The 23840-nt window shown below is 72.7% G+C and carries 19 protein-coding genes; 6 read left to right on the top strand and 13 right to left on the bottom strand.

Annotation, left to right across the window (positions count from 1 at the left end):
• Positions 1–171: 171 nt before the first annotated feature.
• Positions 172–2703, bottom strand: a complete 2532-nt coding sequence (locus tag ISU07_RS07770; RefSeq protein ID WP_194706211.1) for a rhamnan synthesis F family protein — start codon at positions 2701–2703, stop codon at positions 172–174.
• A 4-nt stretch (positions 2704–2707) separates the two neighbouring features.
• Positions 2708–3259, bottom strand: a complete 552-nt coding sequence (locus ISU07_RS23890; RefSeq protein ID WP_228521502.1) for a hypothetical protein — start codon at positions 3257–3259, stop codon at positions 2708–2710.
• A 104-nt stretch (positions 3260–3363) separates the two neighbouring features.
• Between ISU07_RS23890 and ISU07_RS07760 the strand changes: the two genes are divergently transcribed.
• Complete coding sequence (locus tag ISU07_RS07760; protein ID WP_194706210.1) at positions 3364–5076, top strand: hypothetical protein; 1713 nt, start codon at positions 3364–3366, stop codon at positions 5074–5076.
• On the opposite strand, the gene ISU07_RS07755 is transcribed toward ISU07_RS07760, so the two are convergent.
• Positions 5049–6239: a winged helix DNA-binding domain-containing protein gene (locus tag ISU07_RS07755; RefSeq protein ID WP_228521501.1), complete on the bottom strand. Its 1191-nt coding sequence runs from the start codon at positions 6237–6239 to the stop codon at positions 5049–5051. The genes ISU07_RS07760 and ISU07_RS07755 overlap by 28 nt on opposite strands.
• Positions 6240–6324: 85 nt before the next feature.
• Here ISU07_RS07755 and ISU07_RS07750 point away from each other — a divergent pair, with 85 nt between their 5' ends.
• Positions 6325–7722, top strand: a complete 1398-nt coding sequence (locus ISU07_RS07750) for a CapA family protein (RefSeq protein WP_194706209.1) — start codon at positions 6325–6327, stop codon at positions 7720–7722.
• On the opposite strand, the gene ISU07_RS07745 is transcribed toward ISU07_RS07750, so the two are convergent.
• Positions 7703–8674 (bottom strand): M28 family metallopeptidase, encoded by a 972-nt coding sequence (locus ISU07_RS07745; RefSeq protein ID WP_194706208.1) that lies wholly within the window; start codon positions 8672–8674, stop codon positions 7703–7705. The two genes, ISU07_RS07750 and ISU07_RS07745, sit on opposite strands and share 20 nt — an antisense overlap.
• 55 nt (positions 8675–8729) lie before the next feature.
• On the opposite strand from ISU07_RS07745, the gene ISU07_RS07740 reads away from it, so the two are divergent.
• Together ISU07_RS07740 and ISU07_RS07735 are read left to right on the top strand one after the other, a co-directional pair.
• Positions 8730–9728 (top strand): endonuclease/exonuclease/phosphatase family protein, encoded by a 999-nt coding sequence (locus ISU07_RS07740; RefSeq protein ID WP_194706207.1) that lies wholly within the window; start codon positions 8730–8732, stop codon positions 9726–9728.
• Between the two features lie 55 nt (positions 9729–9783).
• Positions 9784–11001, top strand: a complete 1218-nt coding sequence (locus ISU07_RS07735) for an MFS transporter (protein ID WP_323742486.1) — start codon at positions 9784–9786, stop codon at positions 10999–11001.
• Here ISU07_RS07735 and ISU07_RS07730 read toward each other — a convergent pair.
• From ISU07_RS07730 to lhgO, 3 genes are all read right to left on the bottom strand, one after another.
• Positions 10958–11677 carry a tyrosine-protein phosphatase gene (locus ISU07_RS07730; protein WP_194706206.1) on the bottom strand — a complete coding sequence of 240 codons (720 nt, stop codon included), beginning with the start codon at positions 11675–11677 and terminating at the stop codon, positions 10958–10960. The two genes, ISU07_RS07735 and ISU07_RS07730, sit on opposite strands and share 44 nt — an antisense overlap.
• A complete protein-coding gene (locus ISU07_RS07725; RefSeq protein ID WP_407671385.1) occupies positions 11674–13608 on the bottom strand; it encodes a TIGR03960 family B12-binding radical SAM protein in 1935 nt (644 codons plus the stop codon). Before ISU07_RS07725 ends, ISU07_RS07730 begins: the two co-directional genes overlap by 4 nt.
• Positions 13609–13706: 98 nt before the next feature.
• Complete coding sequence (gene lhgO / locus ISU07_RS07720; protein ID WP_194706204.1) at positions 13707–14924, bottom strand: L-2-hydroxyglutarate oxidase; 1218 nt, start codon at positions 14922–14924, stop codon at positions 13707–13709.
• Positions 14925–15059: 135 nt separating this feature from the next.
• Here lhgO and ISU07_RS07715 point away from each other — a divergent pair, with 135 nt between their 5' ends.
• Positions 15060–16271 carry an amidohydrolase family protein gene (locus ISU07_RS07715; RefSeq protein WP_194706203.1) on the top strand — a complete coding sequence of 404 codons (1212 nt, stop codon included), beginning with the start codon at positions 15060–15062 and terminating at the stop codon, positions 16269–16271.
• A gap of 10 nt (positions 16272–16281) precedes the next feature.
• Complete coding sequence (locus tag ISU07_RS07710; protein ID WP_194706202.1) at positions 16282–17397, top strand: calcium:proton antiporter; 1116 nt, start codon at positions 16282–16284, stop codon at positions 17395–17397.
• 96 nt (positions 17398–17493) lie between these two features.
• Here ISU07_RS07710 and rodA read toward each other — a convergent pair whose 3' ends face one another.
• The 6 genes from rodA to ndk all read right to left on the bottom strand — a co-directional run bounded on the left by rodA (position 17494) and on the right by ndk (position 23794).
• Entirely contained in the window at positions 17494–18672 is a 1179-nt protein-coding gene (rodA, locus tag ISU07_RS07705; RefSeq protein ID WP_194706201.1) for a rod shape-determining protein RodA, read from the bottom strand.
• Positions 18669–20786: a penicillin-binding protein 2 gene (gene mrdA / locus ISU07_RS07700; protein WP_323742485.1), complete on the bottom strand. Its 2118-nt coding sequence runs from the start codon at positions 20784–20786 to the stop codon at positions 18669–18671. The genes rodA and mrdA overlap by 4 nt, the downstream gene beginning before the upstream one ends.
• Entirely contained in the window at positions 20783–21298 is a 516-nt protein-coding gene (mreD, locus tag ISU07_RS07695; RefSeq protein WP_194706200.1) for a rod shape-determining protein MreD, read from the bottom strand. Before mreD ends, mrdA begins: the two co-directional genes overlap by 4 nt.
• On the bottom strand, positions 21295–22215 hold the full coding sequence (mreC, locus tag ISU07_RS07690) for a rod shape-determining protein MreC (RefSeq protein ID WP_194706199.1): 921 nt from the start codon (positions 22213–22215) through the stop codon (positions 21295–21297). Before mreC ends, mreD begins: the two co-directional genes overlap by 4 nt.
• The gene (locus ISU07_RS07685; protein WP_194706198.1) at positions 22215–23243 is read right to left on the bottom strand and encodes a rod shape-determining protein; all 1029 of its coding nucleotides are present in this window, start codon (positions 23241–23243) and stop codon (positions 22215–22217) included. Before ISU07_RS07685 ends, mreC begins: the two co-directional genes overlap by 1 nt.
• Before the next feature lie 137 nt (positions 23244–23380).
• Positions 23381–23794, bottom strand: coding sequence for a nucleoside-diphosphate kinase (gene ndk / locus ISU07_RS07680; protein ID WP_194706197.1), 414 nt, complete (start codon positions 23792–23794; stop codon positions 23381–23383).
• Positions 23795–23840: the final 46 nt, after the last annotated feature.

Here is a 23840-nt window from a genome sequence, read left to right as displayed (position 1 = left end):
CCTGCGGCGGGCTTGGTTGACGCCTGCGGTGGGCTTCGGGACCCCTGCTGCGGTGACCCGCCCGGGGTGGGTGAGGTCAGCCGACCTCGCGCGCAGACCACCCACGGGTCGTGGGCGTGGGAACCGCAACCCAAGCCCGCCGCAGGCGAACCACCAACAGCACCCACGGCCTCAGGCGAAGCCCCGCATCCTCCACGCCAGCCGCCAGGCGTTGCGGTCGTCGGTGTGGGCGAACGCCAGGCGTACGGCGCGCGCGTAGGCGTCCCGCTCCGACGTACCGAGCGGGTCGAAGGCCGAGTCCAGGGCTGCGAGCAGCTCGTCGAAGGAGCGGGTCACCGGGCCGGGGAGGTACTCGTCGGGCGGGTAGCAGGCGGCCAACGGGGAGTCGCCCGTCTGGGGCGGGTCGGGCAGCCAGTGCAGCAGCCGGCGGCCGGTGAGCAGGAAGTCCACGGCCTCCTCGGCCTCGTCGGTGACGACGGCGTCGGCCACGCGCAGCACGGTGGACCCGTTGGCCACGGTGCGGTTCGCGACCCCGACGCCGACGACCGACCGGAGCGCGTAGGTCCAGCCGTCGGCGCGGTCGACGACCGGCTCGCGGACGCCGACCACCGCGTCGTGCCTGCGTGCCCAGTCGGCCAGCCGGTCGAGCTGGGCGGGATCCAGGTGCGGGGCCGCACCTCCGGGCCGCGGCCAGAAGACCAGCAGTCGCCGACCGTCGAGCCGCTCGCGCAGCGCCGCCTCCTCGCGGGCGAGGTCCTCGGGCAGGTCCGCCCGCACGACGAGGTCGTGGCGCGGCAGCCCGGTCAGCCAGAGGCCGGTGAGGCCGGGCGCCGGACCGGCTGCGGCACGCGCGAGGGCTTCGGCACGGGAGGCGACTGCACGCGCAGCCAGCTGCGCCTCTCCCTCCAGCTCGGCCCCGGTGAGCCTCGGCGGGCCGATCGGGAGGCCGCCGCCCACGTGCACGAACCGGTGCCAGGCCGCGGGCATGGGCATCTCGAACTGGTCCTCGGGGTGGCCGTCGAGCAGCACGAAGCCGCACCGCGCCAGTGCCTCCGACCCGTCGAGGTGGCCGAAGGACTCGACGACCAGGTTCTCCCCGGCCAGCTCGATCGGCCGGGACCGGGTCAGCACCACCTTGCGGACGGACGGGTCGTCGCGCACGGCCTCCAACACCGCCCGGGACCCCGAGGGCAGCTGGTGGGTGCGCCGGTCCACCGGGAACGCCCACCAGTGGTCGAGCTTGGGCAGCTCGCGGCTGCGCGACCGGAACCCGTACCCCGCCAGCGGGCGGTTGGGCACGACCGGCCGGCCGAGCCGGTCACGGCGCACGGTGGTGGACCGCGCGCGTACGTCGTGCGGCGAGACGCGGTCGATGCTGGCCAGGATGGCCGCCATGGGTGCCTCGGGCACCGCCTCGCGCAGCCAGTCCTCCCACTGGGCGAAGTCGGCGACGTGGCGCGGGTTCTCGGCCAGGAAGTTGCGCTTGACGAGCGGGAAGCCGCGGGCGGCCAGCTCGAAGAAGCGCCGGGAGTACAGCGGGTGGAACGGGTAGAGGTCGGACACGAGCGTGTCGAACTCGAAGCCCGAGTCGATCAGGTATCGGCTGATGCCCACCTCGTACTTGTGGACGACCGACATCTTCTCGGCCTGCGGCACCACCGCGTCCAGCCGCCGGCGGAAGCCCGGGTCGTCGATGACCGGACGCCGGAAAGCGAGGAAGTAGGAGCTGAGGTGGAGGTACAGCACGTCGGACCAGTGACGCGGCCCCACCAGCGTGACCTTGGCCTCGGCGAGGGACAGCAGGGCCTCGGGGTCGTCCAGGTCGTCCTCGTTGAACTCCATGGAGGTCGCCTGGAGTCCCCACCAGTCGCAGGCGCGCGTGTCCATCTCGGCGAAGGTGTCGTCCAGCGGCCGGAGCAGGAAGCAGCTGTCGTTGGCGAGGACGACCTCGTCGTACGTCGTGAGCGTGTCCCAGCCGACCAGGTCGCGGGCCAGCATCGAGTACGAGCCGAAGTCGTAGGCGCCGTGCGGGATGCTCCACGCACCCGCCACGACCCCGTCCAGCTTGTCGAGCTCGCCGGGCTCGAGCACCCCGTCCGCGAGGTAGTAGACGTCGGCGTGCCGCGCGAGCTCGCGCAGGTACTCCACGACGTACTCGTCGACCAGACCGTCGCGGTCGTAGGCCGCGAACAGGCAGACCCGCCGGACCGACCCACCGGTCAGCCGCGGGTGCTCGCGCTCCGGCGCCGGGGGCGGCACGGGGAGGTGGCCGGCCTGCCGTCCGACGAGCAGGTAGTGGAGCAGCGGGTCGACGTCCTCGCGGGCCGGGTCGAGGTACTCCGACCAGTACCACCACAGGTCGAAGTCCAGGCTGGGCGCTCGCAGCTCGCGCCACCCGTTGGTGACGAACTGGGTGAGCGGGTCGGCCGAGCGCAGCACCACACGGTTGGCGCGGGCGCGCGCGTACCCCTCCTCGTCGAAGGCTCCGCTCGCCCGGATCACCGCCTTGGCGCACCGCACCTCGACGCCGTGCTCCGGCACGGGCGGCCGGCCCTTCGCCGGGGGGAGCCCGCCGGCCAGGGCGGCGTCGACCATCGCCGACCGCTCGTCGGGCTCGGCCCTACGCCAGCGGCGCACGAAGGCGTGCCAGCGCCTCTGGAAGTCGCCGGTGACGTCGCCGGTGACGGCGTCGGGGTCGCCCACCGGCTCAGCCCTCCGGCGGGTAGCGCTCGGCGGTGCGGCCCTCGGGGGTCATCAGGAAGTGCACGAGCGGGTTGACGCCGAGGTCGAGGACCTCCGGGTGGTCCTCGACGTACTGCGCGGTGTCGAAGTCGGGACTCGGGCTGCGGAACGGCGAGACGGCGTTGCGCAGGAAGTGCAGTCCGGGCTCGTCACCGGACCGGACGACGTCCTGGTAGGACCGCAGGTACCACGCGGCGTCGAACAGCGGCGTGGTCCGCAGCAGCTCCAGCTGCTCGGCCTCGTCGGGCGTGGGCAGGTCCTGCTGGAGACGGCTGAGCAACCGCCGGTCCGCGGTCTTGCGCGCGATGTCCAGTCGCAGACGGGCGGCCAGTGCCTGGGACAGCACCTCGGCGGTGCGCTCGGCGCGGTTGCGCCGGGCCCTCAGCTTCGCCAGCCGGGCCTGGGCCCCCTCGTCCTCGCGACGGGCCGCGGCGAGCTCCGCACGCACGCGCGTCAGCTCCTCGGTGAGCCGGGAGATCGCCTCGTCGCGCTCGTCGGCCGGCTCCACTGATGGCACGCCCGGGACCATATCGCAGCACCCCTCACCGACCCCGGCGTGTACATTCGCGTCGACCAGGGGACAGACCGTGCCGGACCGCAATCCGCGGAGGTGGAGCAGCGTTGGGGCCGGACGTCGACCTGCTCTGGCGCCTGGTCGTCCACGTGGCCCTGACCGGCCTGCCGCTCGCGGCGGCCATGGTGGTCGCCGTACGACGCGGCGTGCGCGACGTGCCCGTGCTGCTGGCCCTGGGGCTCGCCGCCTCGGGGACGTCCGCGATGCTGGCGTTCTGGGCCTTCTGGGTGGACCCGCGTCTGGGCAAGGCCACCGCCGTGGCGCTGGTGCTCGGGTCGCTGCTGGCCCTCGCGGTCTGCCGTCCGCACCGGCTCGAACGACCCCTGCTGGCCCGGCTCGCCGTGCCGCTGGCGCTGTGGGCCCTCGGCTCGACGTTCATCGTCTTCCTGGGCTTCCTCCACGGCGGCACCGACCTGCCGCTGGCGACGGCGTCCCTCCGCTTCTCGCACCAGCTGCCGGGCGACAACGAGATCCCGGGGTACTTCGCCGCCTGGTTCTACGACCACGGCCACCGCCCGATGCCCCCGCCGCCGTACGGCGACTGGCTCTCCAGCGACCGGCCGCCCCTGCAGATGGGCTATGTCCTCGCACAGCGACCGTTCGGCTGGGACCTGACGGGGCTGCACTACCAGGTGCTGAGCGTGGTCGTGCAGCAGCTGTGGATCGTCGCGACGTGGGCCGTGCTCGTCGCGGCCCGCGTGCGCCCGCTCGGCCGGGGGCTGGCCATGGTCGCGCTGATGGTGAGCGACATCGCGATCGTGCACGGCTTCTTCGTCTGGCCCAAGCTGATCGCCGCCGCCTGCGTGCTGGCGGCCCTGGCGATGGTGCTCTCCGAGGACTGGCCGCGCTGGCGTCGCAGCAGCCCGGGCCTCGCGCTGTTCGCCGCGCTCTGCGCCCTGTCGATGCTCGCGCACGGCGCGAGCGCCTTCGCGCTGGTCCCGCTGGTGGTGTTCGCCGCGGTGCGCGGGCTGCCGGCGTGGCGGCCGCTGCTGGCGGCGGTCGTGGCCGCGGTCGCCCTCCTCGCCCCCTGGACGGCGTACCAGACGTGGGTCGACCCGCCCGGCGACCGGCTCATCAAGTGGCAGATCGGCGGATCGCTGGCGATCGACGACCGCGGGGCGGTGGAGACGGTCGTCGACAGCTACCAGGCCGCGGGCTGGGACGCGACGCTCGCCTACAAGAAGGGCAACCTCACCGGCCTGGTGCACGAGCGGGAGGCCGACGCCGCGGTCCGCACCGCCGTCGACCTGGTCGGCGACGGGAAGTGGCGCGACGCGATCGGGACCCTGCGGCTCCCGCGGTTCTTCTGGCTGCTGCCGAACCTGGGTCTGCTGCTGCTCGGCGCCGTGGCGATGCTGGTCGGCCGCGTCCGGCGGAAGGTGGGCGAGCACGAGTGGCGCTTCGCCACGGTCTCGCTGGGCCTGTGCCTGGCGATCGCCGCCGTCTGGGCCCTGCTGATGTTCGGGACGCCGGAGTCCGCCACGCTCATCCACCAGGGCAGCCTGGCCCTGCCGCTGCTCGCGATCGCCGCCCTCGTCGTCGGGGCGTACGCCGCCTCCCCAGGCTTCGCGATCGGGCTGACGGCCGTCAACGCGCTGGTCGTGCTGCTGCTCTACGTCCCCGCGCTGAGTCCCCCGCCCGGGAGCTCCTACTCGGTGCTCGCCGGGGTGCTCGCCGCGGTCGGGTTGGCGGGCTTCTGCTGGGTCGCCGTGCGCGAGGACCCCGCGCCGGGTCAGGCCCTCATCGCCGCCGAGGGGTAGACGGTCGAGACCCGGACGCCGTCGAGCCAGGCGGTGAGCCGCTCGGCCTCCACGCGGAGGGCCTTCTCGGCCGCCTTCGGGACGCGGTCGACGTACCTCACCGCGACCACGCCGGCGTCGTCCTGCACCCAGCAGCCCACGATCCGGCCGGCCCACCAGGCCGTGGTGCCGGCGTTGCCGTTGCTGTCGAAGAGATGAGGTGCGTGCGGACCGAGGTAGAAGGCGCGCTCCTTCCAGCCCATCACCGTCGGGTCCAGCACCGGCACGAGTGCCGCCCAGGGCCCCTCGTAGGTCACCTCGTCGAGGTCGTCGGGCAGCACCCAGCCCGTGCCACCGCCATCGAGCGACACCTGCTCCGCCCCGAGCGTCGCGAGGGCCTGCTTGACGATGCCGGCCGTGCCCCCGAGCCACCACTGGATGTCGGCGGCCGTGCCCGGCCCGAACGTCCGGAGCCACCGGCGGACCAGCTCGGCCCAGCCCTCGTCGGCCTTCCAGGGCTCCTCGACGCCCTGCCCGTCCGGCGCCAGCCACGCCTGCATCGACGTCCACTGCGGCCGGGAGATCCGCCAGTGACCACCGTTGCGGCCGCGGGCGATCAGCCCCTCGACGCCGAGCTGGGTCAGGATCCGCGGGGCGACCGAGACGTTGGCGGCGTACTTCTTGCCGGTCGCGAGCTGGAGCCGGCCGTCGAGCTCGGGCAGGGCCTCGCGGATCTCCTTGGCCCCGCGTTCGCTGCCGTCGGCGAGCAGGGCGAGCACCGCGGCGCACGCCCGGTCGACCCACGCGGCGCCGTCGTCGGCGATGCCGTGCTGCTCGACCTCCTTCGCCAGGCGCGGCCGCAGCTGTGCGGCCACCCGTGCCGAGGCGCTGCCCCAGGCGGCGGGCAGCAGGTCGCGCGGGAAGACGAAGACCGTACGCCGCATGGCGAGCTGCTTGACCAGCGTGCGGTCGTCGTACATCGCCCGGTCGACGTCCTCGACGGTCAGGCCGTCCACGCGAGCGAGCAGCGAGAGGTACACCGACGCCGGCTCGGTCGCATGGAGGACCGTCATCGCCTCGGTGGCCGCGACCGGGTCCGCGTATCTCTCCCCCGGCGCGATCCCGTGCCGGCGCGCGATGCGGGCCCGCCGCTCCTCGTCGGTCACGTGGCGCACTGGTGCCATGGTTCGATCCTGCCGGACGCCACAGACAGCCTCCACGGACAGCCTCCACGGACAGCCTCCACGGGCAGCCGGTTACCGTGACGGGATGAGGGCGGGCCTGCTCCTGTGCGTCGCCCTCCTCGCGGCGTGCTCGACGCAGGAGGACGGCGAGCCGGCATCGACTCGCTCGTCGCCCCCCTCATCGCCGCCCTCGGCCCCGACGAGCGAGGCGAGCGACCCACCCTCGCCCAGCACGACCGAGCCGTTGGTCATCGCGGTCAACGTCCGCCGCCCGCCCGCGGACCTGACCCGGCGCCAGGCGGGGCTGCTCCTGGACGGCGGCGTCACCCGCTGGAGCCAGCTCGGGCTGCCGGGTGGCCGGCTCACGGTGACCCGGCAGGTACCGGAGCCAGCGGGCCTGGAGCGCGACACCGTCGCGGTGGTGCCCGCCTCGGCGGTGGGTCCCGAGGTCCGCGTGCTGTCGGTGGACGGGGTGGACCCGCTGCGTGACCCGGACGACTACGTCCTGCGGGTCGTCGGACCGGAGCCGGCACGGGTCACCACGCTGACCGTGGTCGGCGACGTGATGCTCGGCCGCCGCGTCGGCGAGGTGGCGGCGGACCGCGGCGACCCGTCGTACCCGCTACGCCCGATGCAGCGCCGCCTGCGGTCCGCCGACATCACGGTCGGCAACCTCGAGGGCACGCTGTCCGACGACGGCCCGCCGCTGCAGGGCGGGGACTCGTTCCACGCCGACCCGAGGGTGCGGTCGGGCTTGCGGGACGCCGGGTTCGACGCGCTGAGCCTGGCCAACAACCACGCCGGTGACTACGGCGACCGGGCGCTGGTGCGGACCGTCGACCTCCTCCGCGAGGCCGGGCTCCGATCGTTCGGCGCAGGACCCGACCTGGCGGCGGCGCGGCGCGCGGCCGTGGTCGAGCGGCACGGCGTCCGCTTCGGCTTCCTCGGCTTCAACGCCATCGGCGAGACGCCCGCGGCCGGACCCGGTCAGCCGGGCGCGACGCGGGTGAGCATGCCGCCACGGACCGGGCCGCTGAACCGCGCCGAGCTCGGACGGATGCTCGACGACGTGCGCGCTCTCGCCGACCGCGTCGACGTGGTGGTGGTGATGCCGCACTGGGGCGAGCAGTACACCGAGCGTCCGTGGGCCGTCCAGGCACGGGTCGCCCGCGCCCTGGTCGGGGCGGGCGCGGACCTCGTGGTCGGCGGCCACCCGCACTGGGTGCAGGGGGCGTCGATGGTCGCCGGCTCGGGGCGGAGCGCCCTGCTGGTCAACTCGCTGGGCAACTTCACCTTCGACATGACGACACCGGAGACGAACGAGGGCCTGGCGCTCGAGGCGACGTACTGGGGCGAGGAGCTGAAGGGCGTGACGTTCGTGCCGTACCGGCTCGGACCGGACCACGCGCCGCGGGTGGTGCCGTACGCCGCGGCCGACCGGCTGTTCGCGAACTTCTGGAGGTTCAGCGGGCTCGGCCGCTGAGCCAGGCCCACAGCACCTCGCCGACCCGGCGCAGCTGCGCGCGGTCGACGACGGCCGGCACGTCCTGCGCGGAGTGGTACGCGGCGTACCCGGTGCCGCCGAGTCTCGCGGCCGGCAGCCCGGCGTCCGCGAACGACTCATGGTCGCTCCCGGTGTTCTCCTCGACCGCCGTGCGGATGCCCGCACGCCCGGCGAGCCGGAGCAGGGCGTCGCGGACCCGCGGCGTGGTGCCCTCGACCCACCCGACGGTCAGCGGTGGGCCGACGCCCACGCGGTCGAGGGAGACCATGGCTCGCAGGTGTCGCCGCTCGACCGGGCTCATCGTCGCGACGTAGTGCCGCGAGCCGACGTGGTGGTCGTCGTCACCGTCGCCGCGGGGCTCCTCCCCGCCGAACGCGACGAGGACGACCTGCGTCATCCCGTCGGCCCGGACGCGACGGGCCGTCTCGAGGAGCACGGCGATCCCCGAGGCGTTGTCCTCGGCTCCCGGTGCGACCGCGATCGTGTCGAGGTGCGCGCCGACGACGACGTACGGCCGCGCGGCGTCGAAGCCTCGCGGCGTGGCGACGACGTTCGCGGACCGGCCGGCCTCGACGTCGACGCCCCACGAGTTGCCCGCCGGGACGGGGTAGGTCTGGCGGGCGACGTCGTACCCGAGGTGCGCGAAGCGGTCGCTCACCCAGCCGGCGGCCTCCCGGAACGCCGGGCCGGTGGCCAGCCGCGGCCCGATGTCGCCGGCGAGGTGGCGGACGTCGGCCATGGCGCGCCGGCCGTCGAACGGCGGGATCTCCCGTTCCTCGCCGTGCAGGCTCGGCGACGGGGTCGCGGGCGCCGACGAGGGAGCACCGGACGAGCTCACCGTCGGGCGCGGACCGGCCGGCTTGCTGTCGGTCTCCGTGCACCCGCTCACGACCAGGACGCCGGCGGCGAGGGCCACGCCGTACCGGGACATGACCCGAGGGTAGGCACAATGGCCCCAGCAGACCCGTCCGCGAACGAGGGGGCAGATGAGCCGGCGTACGCACGCTGTGGTCGCCCTGCTCGCGGTCGCCGCGCTGATCGCCCTGGCCGCGTGGTGGGTGTCGGGCCGGGACGAGCGCGCACCGGTGCTGCTGCCCCGGCCATCGGCCACATCGGACACCTCGGCCAGCTCGTCGCCCGCCCCGACGTCGCGCGCCCCCAGCCCGTCGCCGACCTCGACCCAGACGATCCAGCCGGGCACGACCCTGACGCCCTGCCCGCGGCACGGTCGGGACGTGCCGATGACGATCGTCACCTTCAACATCCACAGCGCGATCGGCCACGCCGGGTACAACCTGGACCGGATCGCGGGTGAGATCGCGGCCGTCGAGCCCGACGTCGTCCTGCTCCAGGAGGTCGACAAGAACCGGCTGCGCAGCCACTTCACCGACGAGTCGGAGTACCTCGCCCAGCTGCTGCAGATGCGACGGGTGTTCGCCACGAACGTCGAGCGCGACGGCCTGCGCACCGGCGACCCGACGAGCGAGTACGGCACCGCCGTGCTCACGCGTCTCAAGGTCGACAACTGGACGCACACCCTGCTGCCGAACCTGCCCGGCCGTCAGCAGCGCGGCCTCCAGCACCTGGTGCTGCGGCTCGGCGGCCGGGAGGTCAGCATCTACAACGCGCACCTCGACCACACCACGCCCGTGCTGCGGCAGGAGCAGATGCGGCTGGCCCGCGACATCGTCGGCCTCGACGCGCTCCCGGCGATCTTCGGAGGAGACTTCAACGCCTCGCCCGGCTCCCCCACGCTCCAGCTGGCGCTCGACCCCGGGCACACCGACCTGGTCGACCCGTGGCCGCTGGTCGGCGAGGGCAGCGGACTCACCGTGCCGAACCTCGCGCCGCGCTCGCGCATCGACTACCTGCTGGCCACCAGCCAGTGGACCCCGACGGTGATGGCCACCTGGGAGTCCGCGGTCTCCGACCACCGGGGCGTGGTGGGGCGCTTCCTGCTCCGGGCCCCCCGCGTCTGCCGTTGAGCGAGGCCGGGGCGGGCTGGGGCCGGCGCTGGGACCGGGGCTGAGAGCATGAGGGGTGGCCCGCCCCTCCCGCCGTACCGTGCTGGTGCTCGTCGCGCTGGTCGTGCTGGCCGTCAACCTGCGGCCGGCGGCGGTCAGCGTCGGGCCGGTGCTCGACGAGGTGCGCGACGGCCTCGGGATGAGCGGCACGACCGCCGGTCTGCTGACATCGCTGCCGGTGCTGGCCTTCGCCTTCTTCGGGGCCCTGGCGCCGGCCCTCGCGAGCCGGGTCGGGCTGCACCGGATCACGCTCGTCGCGCTCGGCTGCGTGGTGGTCGGTCTGGGCACCCGCGTGCTGGTGAGCGACCAGGCGTCGTTCCTGGTCCTCTCGATGCTCGCCCTGGCCGGCATGGCGGTGGCGAACGTCGTGCTGCCGAGCCTGGTCAAGCTGCACTTCCCCGACCGTGTGGGCGCGGTGACCGCGATCTACACCACCGCCCTGTCGATCGGTCTGACGGCCGCCCTGTGGCTGACGGTGCCGATCTCGGACGCGTTCGGGGACTGGCGCAACGGCCTCGGCGCGTGGGCGGTGCTCGCCCTGGTCGCGGCCTTCCCCTGGCTCGGCTTGGTCTCCCGCGACCGGCACCTCGAGCGGCCGCAGCGCACGGTCGGGTACGCCGACGTGCTGCGCACCCGACTCGGACTGGCGATGGCGCTGTTCTTCGGGTTCCAGTCGATCCAGGCGTACGTCATCTTCGGCTGGTTCGCGACGCTGTGGCGCGACGAGGGCATCTCCGCCACCCACGCCGGCCTGCTCGTCGGGCTGGTCGCGGCGACCGCGATCCCGCTGTCCCTGTGGGCGCCCACCCGGCTGGTCCGCGTGGCCGACCCGCGTCCGATGCTGTTCGCGATCCTCGGCTGCTACCTCGTGGGGTACGTCGGGATGCTGGTCGCGCCGCGGTCGCTGGCGGTCGTGTGGGCCGTCGTGATCGGTGCCGGCACCACGACGTTCCCGCTCGTGCTCACGCTCATCGGGCTGCGCGCGCGGACACCGCAGGGCACCGCCGCGCTGTCCAGCGTGTCGCAGTCGGTCGGGTACCTCATCGCCGCACTCGGCCCGTTCACCTTCGGCGCCGTCCACGACGCCACCAACGGCTGGACCTGGCCGCTCCTGCTGCTCCTCGCCACGGTGGTCCCGCTGCCGTTCCTGGCGGCGTACGTCGCCCGGCCGGCGGCCGTCGAGGACCAGCTCAGACCGAGGGACGGGCGACCAGCCGCTCCCGCAGCGCGCTGAGCTGGTCGTCGGTCATGCCGCCGCTGCGGAGGTAGGCCTCGACCCCGCCGTACTTCTCGTCGAGGTGCTCGAGCACCCTGAGCATGAACTCCACCGGCGTCGCCTGGTGCCCGCGCCAGAACTCACGCTGCTTCTCGTCCTCGATGGTCGCGAGGTACCCCTCGACGTACGGCGACAGCCTCTCGCCGGTGACGGCGTAGTCGGCCGCCACCACGTCGGGCTCGGCACCCGCCACGCTCAGCGCCAGCGCGACCACCAGCCCGGTGCGGTCCTTGCCGGCCGCACAGTGCACGAGCACGGCTCCGCGCTCGGCGTCGGCCATCGAGCCCAGCGCCTGCGCGAACAGCTCGGGCCGGGCGTCGAGCATGTCCAGGTACAGCGCACCCATCGTCGAGGTGATCCCCTTCGCGTCCGCGGGGTCCTCGACCGGGAGGTTCACGTAGAGGTCCTCGTCGGCGAACGGGTGCGGCTCCACGGACTCCCCCGGCCGGCGCAGGTCGACGATCAGCGAGACGCCCGCCTCCCGCAGCACGTCCGGGTCCTCCAGCCGGGTCAGCGACTCGGTCCGGATCAGGGCGCCCTCGCGGACGGTCCCGCCCTCGACCGGCAGCCCACCCAGGTCGCGGGCGTTCGCCAGGCCCGGCCAGTCGAGGTGGAGCGGCTGGTACTCGGTCATAGGACCGCGAGGGGCAGCAGGCGCTTGCCGGTGGGGCCGATCTGGATGTCGGTGTTCATCTCCGGGCAGACGCCGCAGTCGTAGCAGGGCGTCCACCGGCAGTCCTCGACCTCCGCGGAGGACGGGTCGAGGGCGTCCTCCCAGTCGGCCCAGAGCCAGTCCTTGTCGAGACCGGAGTCGAGGTGGTCCCACGGGAGGACCTCGTCGTAGTCGCGCTCGCGGACCGTGTACCAGTCCAGGTCGACGCCGGTGCCGGCCAGCCCCTTCTCGCACGCCCCGACCCAGCGGTCGTAGGAGAAGTGCTCGCTCCAGCCGTCGAACCTGCCGCCGTCGCGCCACACCTCCTCGATGACGCGGCCGACGCGGCGGTCGCCGCGGGACAGCAGTCCCTCGATGACGCCCGGCTTGCCGTCGTGGTAGCGGAAGCCGATGGCCCGGCCGTACTTCTTGTCGGCGCGCACCTTCTCGCGCAGCAGGCGCAGCCGCTCGTCGGTGGTCTCGTGGTCGAGCTGGGAGGCCCACTGGAACGGCGTGTGCGGCTTGGGCACGAACCCGCCGATCGACACCGTGCAGCGGATGTCGTTGCGGCCGGTCACCTCGCGGCCCTTGGCGATCACCTTGGTCGCGAGGTCGGCGATCTCCAGCACGTCCTCGTCGGTCTCGGTCGGGAGGCCGCACATGAAGTAGAGCTTCACCTGGCGCCAGCCGTTGCCGTAGGCCGTGGCGACGGTGCGGATCAGGTCCTCCTCCGAGACCGCCTTGTTGATGACCTTCCGCATCCGCTCGCTGCCGCCCTCGGGGGCGAAGGTGAGTCCGGAACGCCGGCCGTTGCGGGAGAACTCGTTGGCCAGCGTGATGTTGAAGGCGTCCACCCGCGTCGACGGCAGCGACAGCGAGACGTTCTGGCCCTCGTACCGGTCGGCGAGGTCCTTGGCGACCTCGGCGATCTCGCTGTGGTCCGCGCTGGAGAGCGACAGCAGGCCGACCTCCTCGAAGCCGGACTTGCGGATGCCGTTCTCGACCATGGCGCCGATCGTCTCGATGGAGCGCTCGCGCACCGGACGGGTGATCATGCCGGCCTGGCAGAAGCGGCAGCCGCGGGTGCAGCCGCGGAAGATCTCGACGGAGAAGCGCTCGTGCACGGTCTCGGCCAGCGGCACCAGCGGCTTGGCGGGGTACGGCCACTGGTCGAGGTCCATCAGCGTGTGCTTGCGGACGCGGAACGGGATGCCCGGCTTGTTGGGCACGACCGCCTCGATCGATCCGTCCGCGGCGTACGTGACGTCGTAGAAGCGCGGGACGTAGACGTTCTCGCTCGCGGCCAGCCGGCGCAGCAGCTCGACCCGGCCGCCCGGGCGGCCCTCGGCCTTCCACTCGCGGGTGACCTCGGAGATCGCCAGCACGATCTCCTCGCCGTCGCCGAGGACGGCGGCGTCGACGAAGTCGGCGATCGGCTCCGGGTTGAACGCCGCGTGGCCGCCCGCGATCACGACCGGGTGCTCGTCGGTGCGGTCGACGGCGTGCAGCGGGATACCCGCGAGGTCGAGCGCGTTGAGCATGTTGGTGTAGCCGAGCTCGGTCGAGAAGCTCACGCCGAACAGGTCGAAGTCGCCGACCGGCCGGTGGCCGTCGACGGTGAACTGCGGGATGCCGCGGTCGCGCATGACGCGCTCCATGTCCGGCCACACCGAGTACGTGCGCTCGGCCAGGATCCAGTCGCGCTCGTTGAGCACCTCGTAGAGGATCGCCACCCCCTGGTTGGGCAGCCCGACCTCGTAGGCGTCGGGGTACATCAGCGCCCAGCGCACGTCGGCCGACGCCCAGTCCTTGACCGTGGAGTTGAGCTCGCCGCCGACGTACTGGATCGGCTTCTGCACGGTCGGAAGAAGGGCTTCGAGCTGAGGGAAGACGCTCTCGGACGACTTGGACAAGGACGTGGACAAGGTGGAAGACCTCACGTGATGGACGAACACCCCAGCGTACGTGGGTGTCCCCGGTCGCGCAGAATCACGCGGGGTGTAGGCCGGGCTCAGCCCGCCATGGTCTCCCGCAGCCGGTCCACCACGTGCTCGGCGATCGCCAGCGACGAGGTGGCCGCTGGCGACGGGGCGTTCCTGACCGCCAGGACGTTGTCCAGACGGGAGATGCGGAAGTCGTCCACCAGGCTTCCGTCGCGGTCGACCGCCTGGGCGCGCACGCCGGCTGGGGCCCGCACCACGTCGTCGGTCGTCAGCTCGGGGACGTACTTGCGTGCGAAGCGCAGGTAGTGCCGTGTGCTCAGCGAGCCCGCCACCTCCCGGGCACCCATCCGCCAGTGCCGGCGAGCCAGGCGACGGAAGCCTGGCCACGCCAGGGCGTCGCGGACGTCGCGCACTCGAATCGTGCCCGGCGTGTAGCCCTCACGGGCCAGCGCCAGCACGGCATTGGGCCCGACGTCGACCGACCCGCCGACCCGCTTGGTGAAGTGCACGCCGAGGAACGGGTACGCCGGGTCCGGCACGGGGTAGATGAGCCCGCGCACCAGGAACTCCCGGCCGGGACGCAGCGAGTAGTACTCGCCGCGGAACGGGACGATCGCGGGCTCCGCGGAGTCCCCCGCCAACGCTGCCACCCGGTCGGACTGGAGACCGGCACACACCACGAGCCGGTCGAAGGTCAGCAATCGCTCGCCCGAGCGCACCTCGACCCGGTCGGGGAGCTGTCGGATGGCGTCGACTGGAAACGAGAGCTCGACGCGCCCGCCGGCGGCGACCACGTCGTCCGCGTACGCACGCGCCACGCTGACGAAGTCGGTGATCGCGGTCGTCGGTGAGTGCAGCGCGGCGATGCCCACGGCGTGTGGCTCTAGCTCGCGCAGCCCTTCGGGGCCGAGCCGCCGCAGGTGTGGGACGCCGTTGGCCGTCGCCCTCTCCGCGATGCGTTCGAGCGCCGGTAGCTCGCTCGCGTCCACGGCCACCACGAGCTTCCCGCACTCCTCGTAGGGCAGCCCGCGCTCGGTGCAGTACTCCTTGAGCATGGCGATCCCGCGGCGGCAGAGGATCGCCTTGAGGGAGCCTGGCGAGTAGTAGAGGCCTGCGTGCACGACCCCGCTGTTGTGGCCGGTCTGGTGGACGGCGACGCGGGCCTCCTTGTCCATGACGGTGACCCGGACGCCGGGGAGCTGCTGTGCGATCCGACGGGCGACGGCGAGGCCGACGATCCCGGCGCCGACGACCCCCACGCTGTCGACGGACCTTCCTGGGGACATGGCCCAGACGGTATCCGGGCGGGAGGGCCGCTCGGGCACTGCATCAACCGAGTCCAGCACCGGAGCCGGGCGCCATGAAGGATGCGGGAGCTCTCGACGCCGCCGCGGAGAGCCCGAAGGGTGCAGAATCCCCCCATGCGGGCACTCCGGGCCCCCACGGCGTTCGACGGGGAGCGCTTCCTCGAGGGCGGCGCCACGGTCCTCGTCGAGGGCGACCGCATCGCCGGCGTCGAGGGGTACGGCTTCCAGGTCCCCGACGGCGTCGAGGTCACGACGTACGACGGCACGCTGCTGCCCGGGCTGGTCGACGCGCACGTGCACCTCGTGGCCGACGGCGTGCCCGGCAGCCTCGAGGCCGCCCCGACGCTGTCCGACCACGACCTCGCCGCGATGGTGTCGCGGACCCTCGCGCAGCACGCGGCGGCGGGCGTGACCACCGTCCGCGACCTGGGTGACACGAGGTACGTGACGCTGGGCTTCCGCGACGCGCTCGCTCCCGGGGTGCCCCGGGTCGTCGCGGCCGGCCCGCCGTTCACGACGGAGAACGGCCACTGCCACTACCTCGGCGGCGTGGCGGAGGGGCCGGTCGCCATCCGCGCAGCCGTCGCCGAGCGCGTCGAGCGCGGTGTCGACGTCATCAAGGTGATGGCGTCCGGCGGGATGCTGACGCCGGGGTCGGACCAGCTCGGCGTCCAGTTCTCGGCGCCCGACATCGCGCTCATCACCTTGCTCGGCCACGAGGCCGGCCTGCCGGTGGTCGCGCACACGCACTCGGTGCGCGGCGCGTGGCACGCGCTGGAGGCCGGCGTGGACGGCCTGGAGCACTTCACCTGCCTCACCGACGACGGGATGGTCACCTCGGCCGAGCTGCTGGACGCCCTCGCTGCCACAGGCGTGGTCGTCGACCAGACCACCGGCTGGAACCGGGACCTGATCGACATCGACCGGATGCCGGCCCCGTTGCGCATGCTGACCGAGAAGCTCGGGCTGCTGCCCGACGCGATGGTGCTCGCCCGCGCGGACCAGGCACGGCGCATCCGTGAGCACGGCGTCGAGATCGTCGTGGGCACCGACGCCGGCATCAGCCCGCCCAAGACCCACGGCGACACCACCTGGCGAGCCGTGGTGGAGCTGGCCGCCGCCGTGCCGCTGGAGGAGGCGCTGGCGCGCGCCACGTCGTACGCCGCCTCGGTGGTCGGCGTCGCCGCCGTCACCGGACGTCTCCACGCCGGGCTCGACGCCGACCTGCTCGTCGTCGACGGCGACGTTCGTGCGGACGCGTCCTCGCTGTCCCGGCCGGTCGCGGTGCTGGTCCGCGGGGCCGAGCCCCTTCCCCATTCCCCCTAGGGTTGCGCGCATGGCAGCCCGGACAGACGTTCGTGCCCGGTGGCTGCAGTGGACGACCCTGACACCCGTCGTCGCGTTGGTCGTGCTGGCGGCGACCTGGGGGCGTGAGCCGGCCGCGGTGATCGCGTTCGTGATCGCGGTGGTGCTGACCGCGGCGGTGCTGGCGGCCGTGCACCACGCCGAGGTGGTGGCGCACCGCGTGGGCGAGCCGTTCGGGTCACTGGTGCTCGCGGTGGCGGTGACGGTCATCGAGGTCGCGCTCATCGTCACGTTGATGGTCAGCGGGTCGAAGGACACCTCCGAGCTGGCCCGGGACACGGTGTTCGCGGCCGTGATGATCAGCGTCAACGGCATCGTCGGGCTCTCCTTGGTGGTCGGCGCGCTGAGGACCAAGCTCGCGGTGTTCAACGCCGAGGGCACCGGGTCCTCGCTGGCCACCGTCATCACCCTGGCCACGCTGACCCTGGTGCTGCCGCGGTTCACCACGACCGAGCCAGGGCCGGAGTTCAGCGCCGGTCAGCTGGCGTTCGCGGCGGTCGCCTCGCTGCTGGTGTACCTGATGTTCGTGTTCACCCAGACGGTCCAGCACCGCGACTTCTTCCTGCCCGTCGAGGGCGAGGCCCAGGGGGTGCCGGACGACGACCACGACGGGCACGCCGACCCGCCGGACAACCGGACCGCGCTGGTGAGCCTCGGGCTCCTCGTCGTCGCGCTGGTCTCCGTGGTCGGCCTGGCCAAGGTGGAGTCGCCGCTCATCGAGGACGGCGTGAAGGCCATCGGGTTCCCCCACGCCTTCGTCGGCGTGGTGATCGCCCTGCTGGTGCTGCTGCCCGAGTCCATCTCGGCGGTCCGGGCGGCCTCACGCCGCAAGGTACAGACCAGCCTGAACCTCGCGTACGGCTCGGCGATGGCCTCCATCGGCCTGACCATCCCGACCATCGCGGTCGCGACCATCTGGCTCGACGACCCGCTCACCCTCGGCCTCGGCGAGACCCAGATCGTGCTGCTGCTGGTCTCGGTCATCGTCGGGGTGCTCACCGTCGTACCCGGCCGCGCCAAGCCCCTCAACGGCGGCCTGCACCTGGCCATCCTGGCGGCGTACGTGTTCCTCAGCATCACGCCCTGACGGCCGAGCTCTGGCGTCGTTCCTGCCCCTTTGGCGTCGTTGCAACGACGCCGAACGTCCGGGATACCCGCTCGAGCGGGTATCCCTCCCCGCCGTTCAGCCCCGAGCCCCCGCCATCCGCACCGCGATCGCCTTGGAGCCGCGGGACTGGACGTGGGAGCGGGTGGCGATGTTCTGGAGGAGGCCGACGGCGAGCATGCCGGCGAACAAGGAGGAGCCGCCGTAGGACACGAACGGGAGGGGTACGCCGGTGACGGGCATGATGCCCAGGCACATGCCGATGTTCTGGAAGGCCTGGAAGCCGAACCAGCAGGCGATGCCCGCGGCGCAGACCCGGCCGAACACGTCGGGCGTCGTCGAGGCGATGGCCAGCGCGCGCCAGATGACCACGGCCAGCAGGGCGATGACGATGCCCGCGCCCACCAGGCCGAGCTCCTCGCCCGCGACCGTGAACACGAAGTCGGTGTGCTGCTCGGGCACGAACCCGGACTGCGTCTGCGAACCGTGGAACAGCCCCTGCCCGAACAAGCCGCCGTTGCCGACCGCGATGCGGGCCTGCTCGGTGTTGTACCCGGCCCCGCGCGGGTCGAGGTCCGGGTTGGTGAACGCCAGGAAGCGGTCGACCTGGTAGGCCTTGAGGAACCCCTGCGCCACCATCGCGACGGCGGCGGTCACGCCGCCCGCGACCAGCATGGCCAGCCAGCGCCGCGGCGTACCCGCCACGGCCAGCACCCCGAAGATCGTCGCCGACAGCACCAGCATCGTGCCGAGGTCGGGCTGCAGGAGGATCAGCGCGGCGGGCAGCCCGGCGATCAGCAGCATCCCCACCACCGCGCCGAGACCGAGCGGGCGGCGCCGCCCCTCGGTGCGCTCCGCGACCAGCAGCGCCATCCCGACGACCACCGCGAGCTTGGCGAACTCCGACGGCTGCAGCGACATCCCGGCGAGCTCGATCCACGAGCGCGACCCGTTGATCGTGGTGCCGTGCGTCAGCACCAGCACCAGCCCGGCGATCGACGCGACGTACACCACGGGCGCCAGGATCCGCACCCACCGGTGGTCGGTGGCGGTCACGACGGCCAGCAGCACCAGCCCGATCGCGATGTTGACGACCTGCTTCTTCAGGTACGCCGAGGGGTCGCCGTGCGTGAGGTCCTCGCGGTGCGAGGTGGCCGACCACACCAGCAGCGAGCCGATGGTGACCAGCGCCAGGACGGCCAGCACCAGCAGCCAGTCGATGCCCGGCGCGCGCCGGGCCAGGGGTGAGGTGGTCACTGCTGCTCCTTCCGTGCCGGCGGCAGGATGGAGCCGTCGCCGTGGAACGTCGGCAGCCCCTTCGGCGGCGTCGTGCCCGGGATCGCCGAGCGCGAGGGGTTCACGTCCATGCCGTCGATGCCGTAGAGCGACTCCCAGATCGCCCGCACCGCGGGGCCCGAGGTCCCCGAGCCGGTGCCGGCCTGGGTCACCATCATCACGACGACGTAGTTCTCGTCGTACGACGCGACCCACGAGGTCGACTGCTTGCCGTACACCTCCGCGGAGCCGGTCTTGGACCGGATGTGCACCTGGTCGAGCGGGAAGTCGATCATCTTCCAGGCCATCGTGCCGACCTTCGCGGTGCCGAGCAGCGCCTGGTCGACGTACCTCATGCTCGCCGCGGTGGCCTTGACGTGCGCTTGCACCTTGGGCGCAATCCTCTTCAGGATCTTGCCGTCCGGGCTGACGATCGCCTTGCCGACGCGCGGCTCGTAGAGCGTGCCGCCGTTGGACAGCGCGGCGTACGCGCGGGCGAGCTGCAGCGGCGTGACGAGGGTGTCGCCCTGTCCGATCGAGAAGTTCACCGCGTCGCCGGCCCGGTAGTAGCTGCCCTCCAGGCAGAACTCGTGGGCGAAGACGTGCAGGAAGTCCCGCTTGCCTGACGTGTTCCTGCGGTCGATCGCGCAGTAGTACCCCTTCATCGACTTCCAGTACGCGAGCTTCCAGTGCCGGTCGGCGATCCGGCCGCTCGACTCGCCCGGGAGGTCGATGCCGGTCCTGCGCCCGAAGCCGAACTTCTTGGCCCCCTCGACGAGGGGGTCGCGCGCGTCGACGTTGGTCGGGTCCGTGCCGTACTCCTGCCAGAGCTTCAGGCCGACGCGGTAGAAGAAGGTGTCGCAGGAGTACTGCATGGCCTCGGCGAACGTGATGTCGCCGCGGGCCACCGACTCGTAGTTCTTGAACCAGCGGTTGCCGACCTGCAGGCCCGACGAGCAGTCCAGACGGGTGTCCGGGCCGAAGCCGTTGTTCAGCGCGCTCACCGCCATGATCGGCTTCCACGTCGACCCGGGCGCGAACTGGCCCTGCGTCGCCCGGCCCAGGAGCGGGTTGCCCGCCCGGGTGGAGTACAGCGCGCTGAGCTGCTTCTTGGTGATCCCGCCGACCCAGACCGAGGGGTCGTACGTCGGCTGGCTGGCCATCGCCACCACGCGACCGGTCTTCGCCTCGAGCACCACGACCGCCCCGGAGTCGGCGGCGTAGTTGCGGCCGGTCACGGGGTCGTGCGTCGCCCGCGCCAGCATCATCGTGTCGTGGAGCCGGCGCTCGACGACGCTCTGCACCTTCGCGTCGATCGAGGTGACGAGCGTGTCGCCCGGCTGGCCGGAGACCTCGCTGTCGTCCCCGATCACGCGGCCCATCGAGTCGACGGCCACGGTCCGGTAGCCGGGCATGCCGCGCAGCCACCTGTCGTACTCCTGCTCGACGCCGGCCCGCCCCACGACCGACGCGCCGTTCACGGAGGTGTCGTCGCTCTTCTGCGCCTGCTCGTACTCGTCGGCGGTGATCGGGCTGAGGTACCCGAGCACGTGCGCGAGGTTGATGCCGTACGGCGACGGGTAGCTGCGCACGCTCTGCTGCTCGGCCAGCACGGCCGGGTAGTCCTCGGGCTGCTCGAGGATCCGCAGGGCGACGGCCTTGCCGACGTCCGAGGCGACGGGGACGGGTTGGTACGGCGAGCCGTTCCAGCAGACGCCGACCTTGCTGTCCCGGTCGCCGCAGGAGACGAGCTTCGCGTGGATGCGGGCCGGTCGCATGTCCAGCACGGATGCCAGCCGCTTCACGACGACCTCGGAGCCGTGCTCGCCCAGCTTCGACAGGACGTTGCGGTCGACGCTGACCACCCACGACATCCGGTTGGCCACCAGCGGGCGGCCCTGGTCGTCGACGATCAGGCCGCGCTCGGGCTGCTCGACGATGTCGCGCAGGGACTGGGAGGCCGCACGGGCGTGGTACGTGTCGCCGCTGACCACCTGGAGGTAGTAGAGCCGCGCGAACAGGGTCGCGAAGAGCGAGAACACGAGTGCCTGGATCACCAGCACCCGCAGGCGACCTCGCTCCTGCCGCACCGTCACGCCCGGCCCGGCTCGAGCGCCGTGAGCACCCGCATCAGCCCGGGCATCAGCAGCGGCGTGAGCAGGACGTCCCAGACCACGGCGATCAGCACCACCGGCAACAGGTCGGCCACCGAGACCACGGGGTCCTGGAGCAGCAGTCCGGTGATGGCGTAGACCGAGGTGCCCACGAACGAGGAGGCCGCGACGGTGGTCATCACCGCGGTGGCGGTCGGCCGGGTGTCGGTGCCGTCGGGGCGGACCCGGCCGGCGACGTACCCGACGACGACGAGCGCGAGCGCCCACCGGCCGGCGACGTGGTCCGCCGGCGGGGCGAGGTCGAGCAGGACCCCGGCGACGAACCCGAGGACGGCGGCCTGCTCCGGTCCGCGCACGAGAGCGGCGGCGACCACGACGAGCAGGCACAGATCGGGCACGACGCCGTGCACGGCCAGGTGCGGGAAGAACGACACCTGCAGCACGAGGGCCAGGGAGACGAGGGCGACCGTGACGGCCCACTTGAGGGAGCTCACTGAAGTCTCCCGTCGGCCTCGACCACGGCCCGGTCGGACCTCGTGCCCGACGGGACCACGACGCCGACCACGTCCAGGGCTCCGAAGTCCACGAAGGGCTGGATCACCGCGCGCTGCGAGGTCTGCCGCAGACTGCTGAACACCTGGGTGACCCGTCCGACGGGGACGCCGGTGACGTACGGCGCGCCGCCCTGGCTCCCCCACGTGACGACGACCTCGCCCTTGCTGGGCACGACCGAGTCGTCGACCAGCTCGAGGTCGAGGCGGCCGCTGCGGCCGAGGTCGCCGCGCCCGTGCAGGAAGCCGAGCTGCATGCTGTCGCCGATCCGCCCACCGACCACGGACTCGGCGTCGATGACCAGCAGGACGGTGGCGGTCGTGCTGGTCACCCGCAGGACGCGGCCCACCAGCCCGTCGGCGTTCACGACCGTCTGGTCGGGCGCGATGCCGGCCTTCGAGCCGGCGTCGATGGTGACCGTGCGCGAGAAGGTCTGGGAGGCTCCGATGCCGATGACGCGGGCCGGGACCAGTGCCTGGCCGAGCGTCTTCGCGGCGCTGGTGAGGTCGTCGTACTCGGCGAGCCGGTTGCGGTCGACCCCGGAGGTGTTGACCTGCTGGCGGAGGTCGGAGTTCTCCGCGGTGAGCGTGGCGATCTCGTGGCGCATGTCCGACCGGCTGCGGAACCAGTCGGGGACCGCGGTGACCGGACGTACGGCGGCCGCCGCGGCCGACTCGACCGGCCCGAAGACCTCGCCCATGGCGCGGCGCGCCGGCTCGACGGGCGAGTCGGTGCCCCCGTGGTAGTCGAGGGTGATGAGCGTGGCGCAGGCGAGCAGGAGCGCGACGAGGACGGAACGGCGGGGGCCCCGAGATCCGTAGCGCTCTCCTGAGCGAGGCCCCGTCGAGAACACCGCCATCAGCGCCTCCGGCGCTGGTCGACGAAGACCTGCTGGAGCGCCTCGAACTCCTCCACGCACCTGGCCGCGCCCATCGCCACGCTGGTCAGCGGGTCGTCGGCCACGTGGACGGGCATGCCGGTCTCGTGACGCAGCCTCTCGTCGAGACCGCGCAGCAGCGCACCGCCCCCGGTGAGCACGATGCCGCGGTCCATGATGTCGCCGGCCAGCTCGGGCGGCGTCTGGTCGAGGGTGCTGCGGACCGCGTCCACGATCGTGTGCAGCGGCTCCTCCATCGCGTGGCGGATCTCGGCGGTGGAGACGACGACCGTGCGGGGCAGCCCGGAGACCAGGTCGCGGCCGCGGATCTCGGCGGTGGTCTCGTCCGCCAGGGGGAACGCCGAACCCATGGTCATCTTGACCTCCTCGGCGGTCCGCTCGCCGAGCATCAGCCCGTGCTCCTTCTTCATCCACGCCACGATCGAGGCGTCGAGCTCGTCGCCCGCGGTGCGGACGGACAGGCTGGTGACCACGCCGCCGAGGCTGATCACGGCGACCTCGGTGGTGCCACCGCCGACGTCGACGACCATGTTGCCGGTCGGCAGGTGGATCGGGAGCCCGGCGCCGATCGCGGCCGCCATCGGCTCCTCGATGATGTAGACCTGACGGGCGCCGGCCTGGTAACCGGCCTCCTTGACCGCCCGCTGCTCGACCGCGGTGATGCCGCTGGGCACGCAGATGACCATCCGCGGCTTGGCGAAGTACCGGCGGCGGTGCACCGAGCGGATGAAGAACCGGAGCATCTGCTCGGTCGCCTCGAAGTCGGCGATCACGCCGTCCTTCATCGGCCGGATGGCCTCGATGTTGTCGGGCGTGCGGCCGATCATCCGCTTCGCCTCGTGGCCGACGGCGAGGATCTCGTCGGTCGTCGTGTTGAGCGCCACGACGCTCGGCTCGTCCAGGAGCACGCCCTTGCCGCGCACGTAGACCAGCGTGTTGGCCGTGCCGAGATCCACGGCCATGTCACGGCCGATCAAGCTGCCTGCCATGCGTGCTGCCTCGTCTGTCGTCGAACCGGGGAAGGTGGGCCGGTCAGAACAGACGGCGACACGACGGCCGACCCGGTTCGAGGCTAAGTGCGCAGGTCAGCGCATCAGGGGCAACACGCCGGGGTCGGGCCCCGCGATCAGGCGGGGAACCAGATCCCGATCTCGCGCTCGGCCGACTCGGGCGAGTCGGAGCCGTGCACGATGTTCTGCTGGACGGCGAGACCCCAGTCGCGGCCGAGGTCGCCGCGGATGGTGCCGGGGGCCGCCTTGGTCGGGTCGGTCGCGCCGGCCAGCGACCGGAAGCCCTCGACGCAGCGCTCGCCCTCGACGACCATCGCGGCCACCGGACCGGAGAGCATGAACTCGACCAGCGGCTCGTAGAACGGCTTGCCCTGGTGCTCGGCGTAGTGCTCGGCCAGCAGCTCCGGGGTCGCCTCGCGCAGCTCGAGCCGCACGAGCGTGTAGCCCTTGGCCTCGATCCGGCGGATGACCTCGCCGGTGAGACCGCGGCGGACGCCGTCGGGCTTGACCAGGACCAGGGAACGTTCCATTGTGCGACCCTATCCGTGCGCGATGCAGGAGCGCGCGGATAGGTGG

This window comes from Nocardioides islandensis (assembly GCF_015352455.1).
Taxonomy (GTDB): domain Bacteria; phylum Actinomycetota; class Actinomycetes; order Propionibacteriales; family Nocardioidaceae; genus Nocardioides; species Nocardioides islandensis.
Note: the sequence above shows the minus strand (reverse complement) of the source record. Positions and strands in the feature narration are given on the sequence as shown.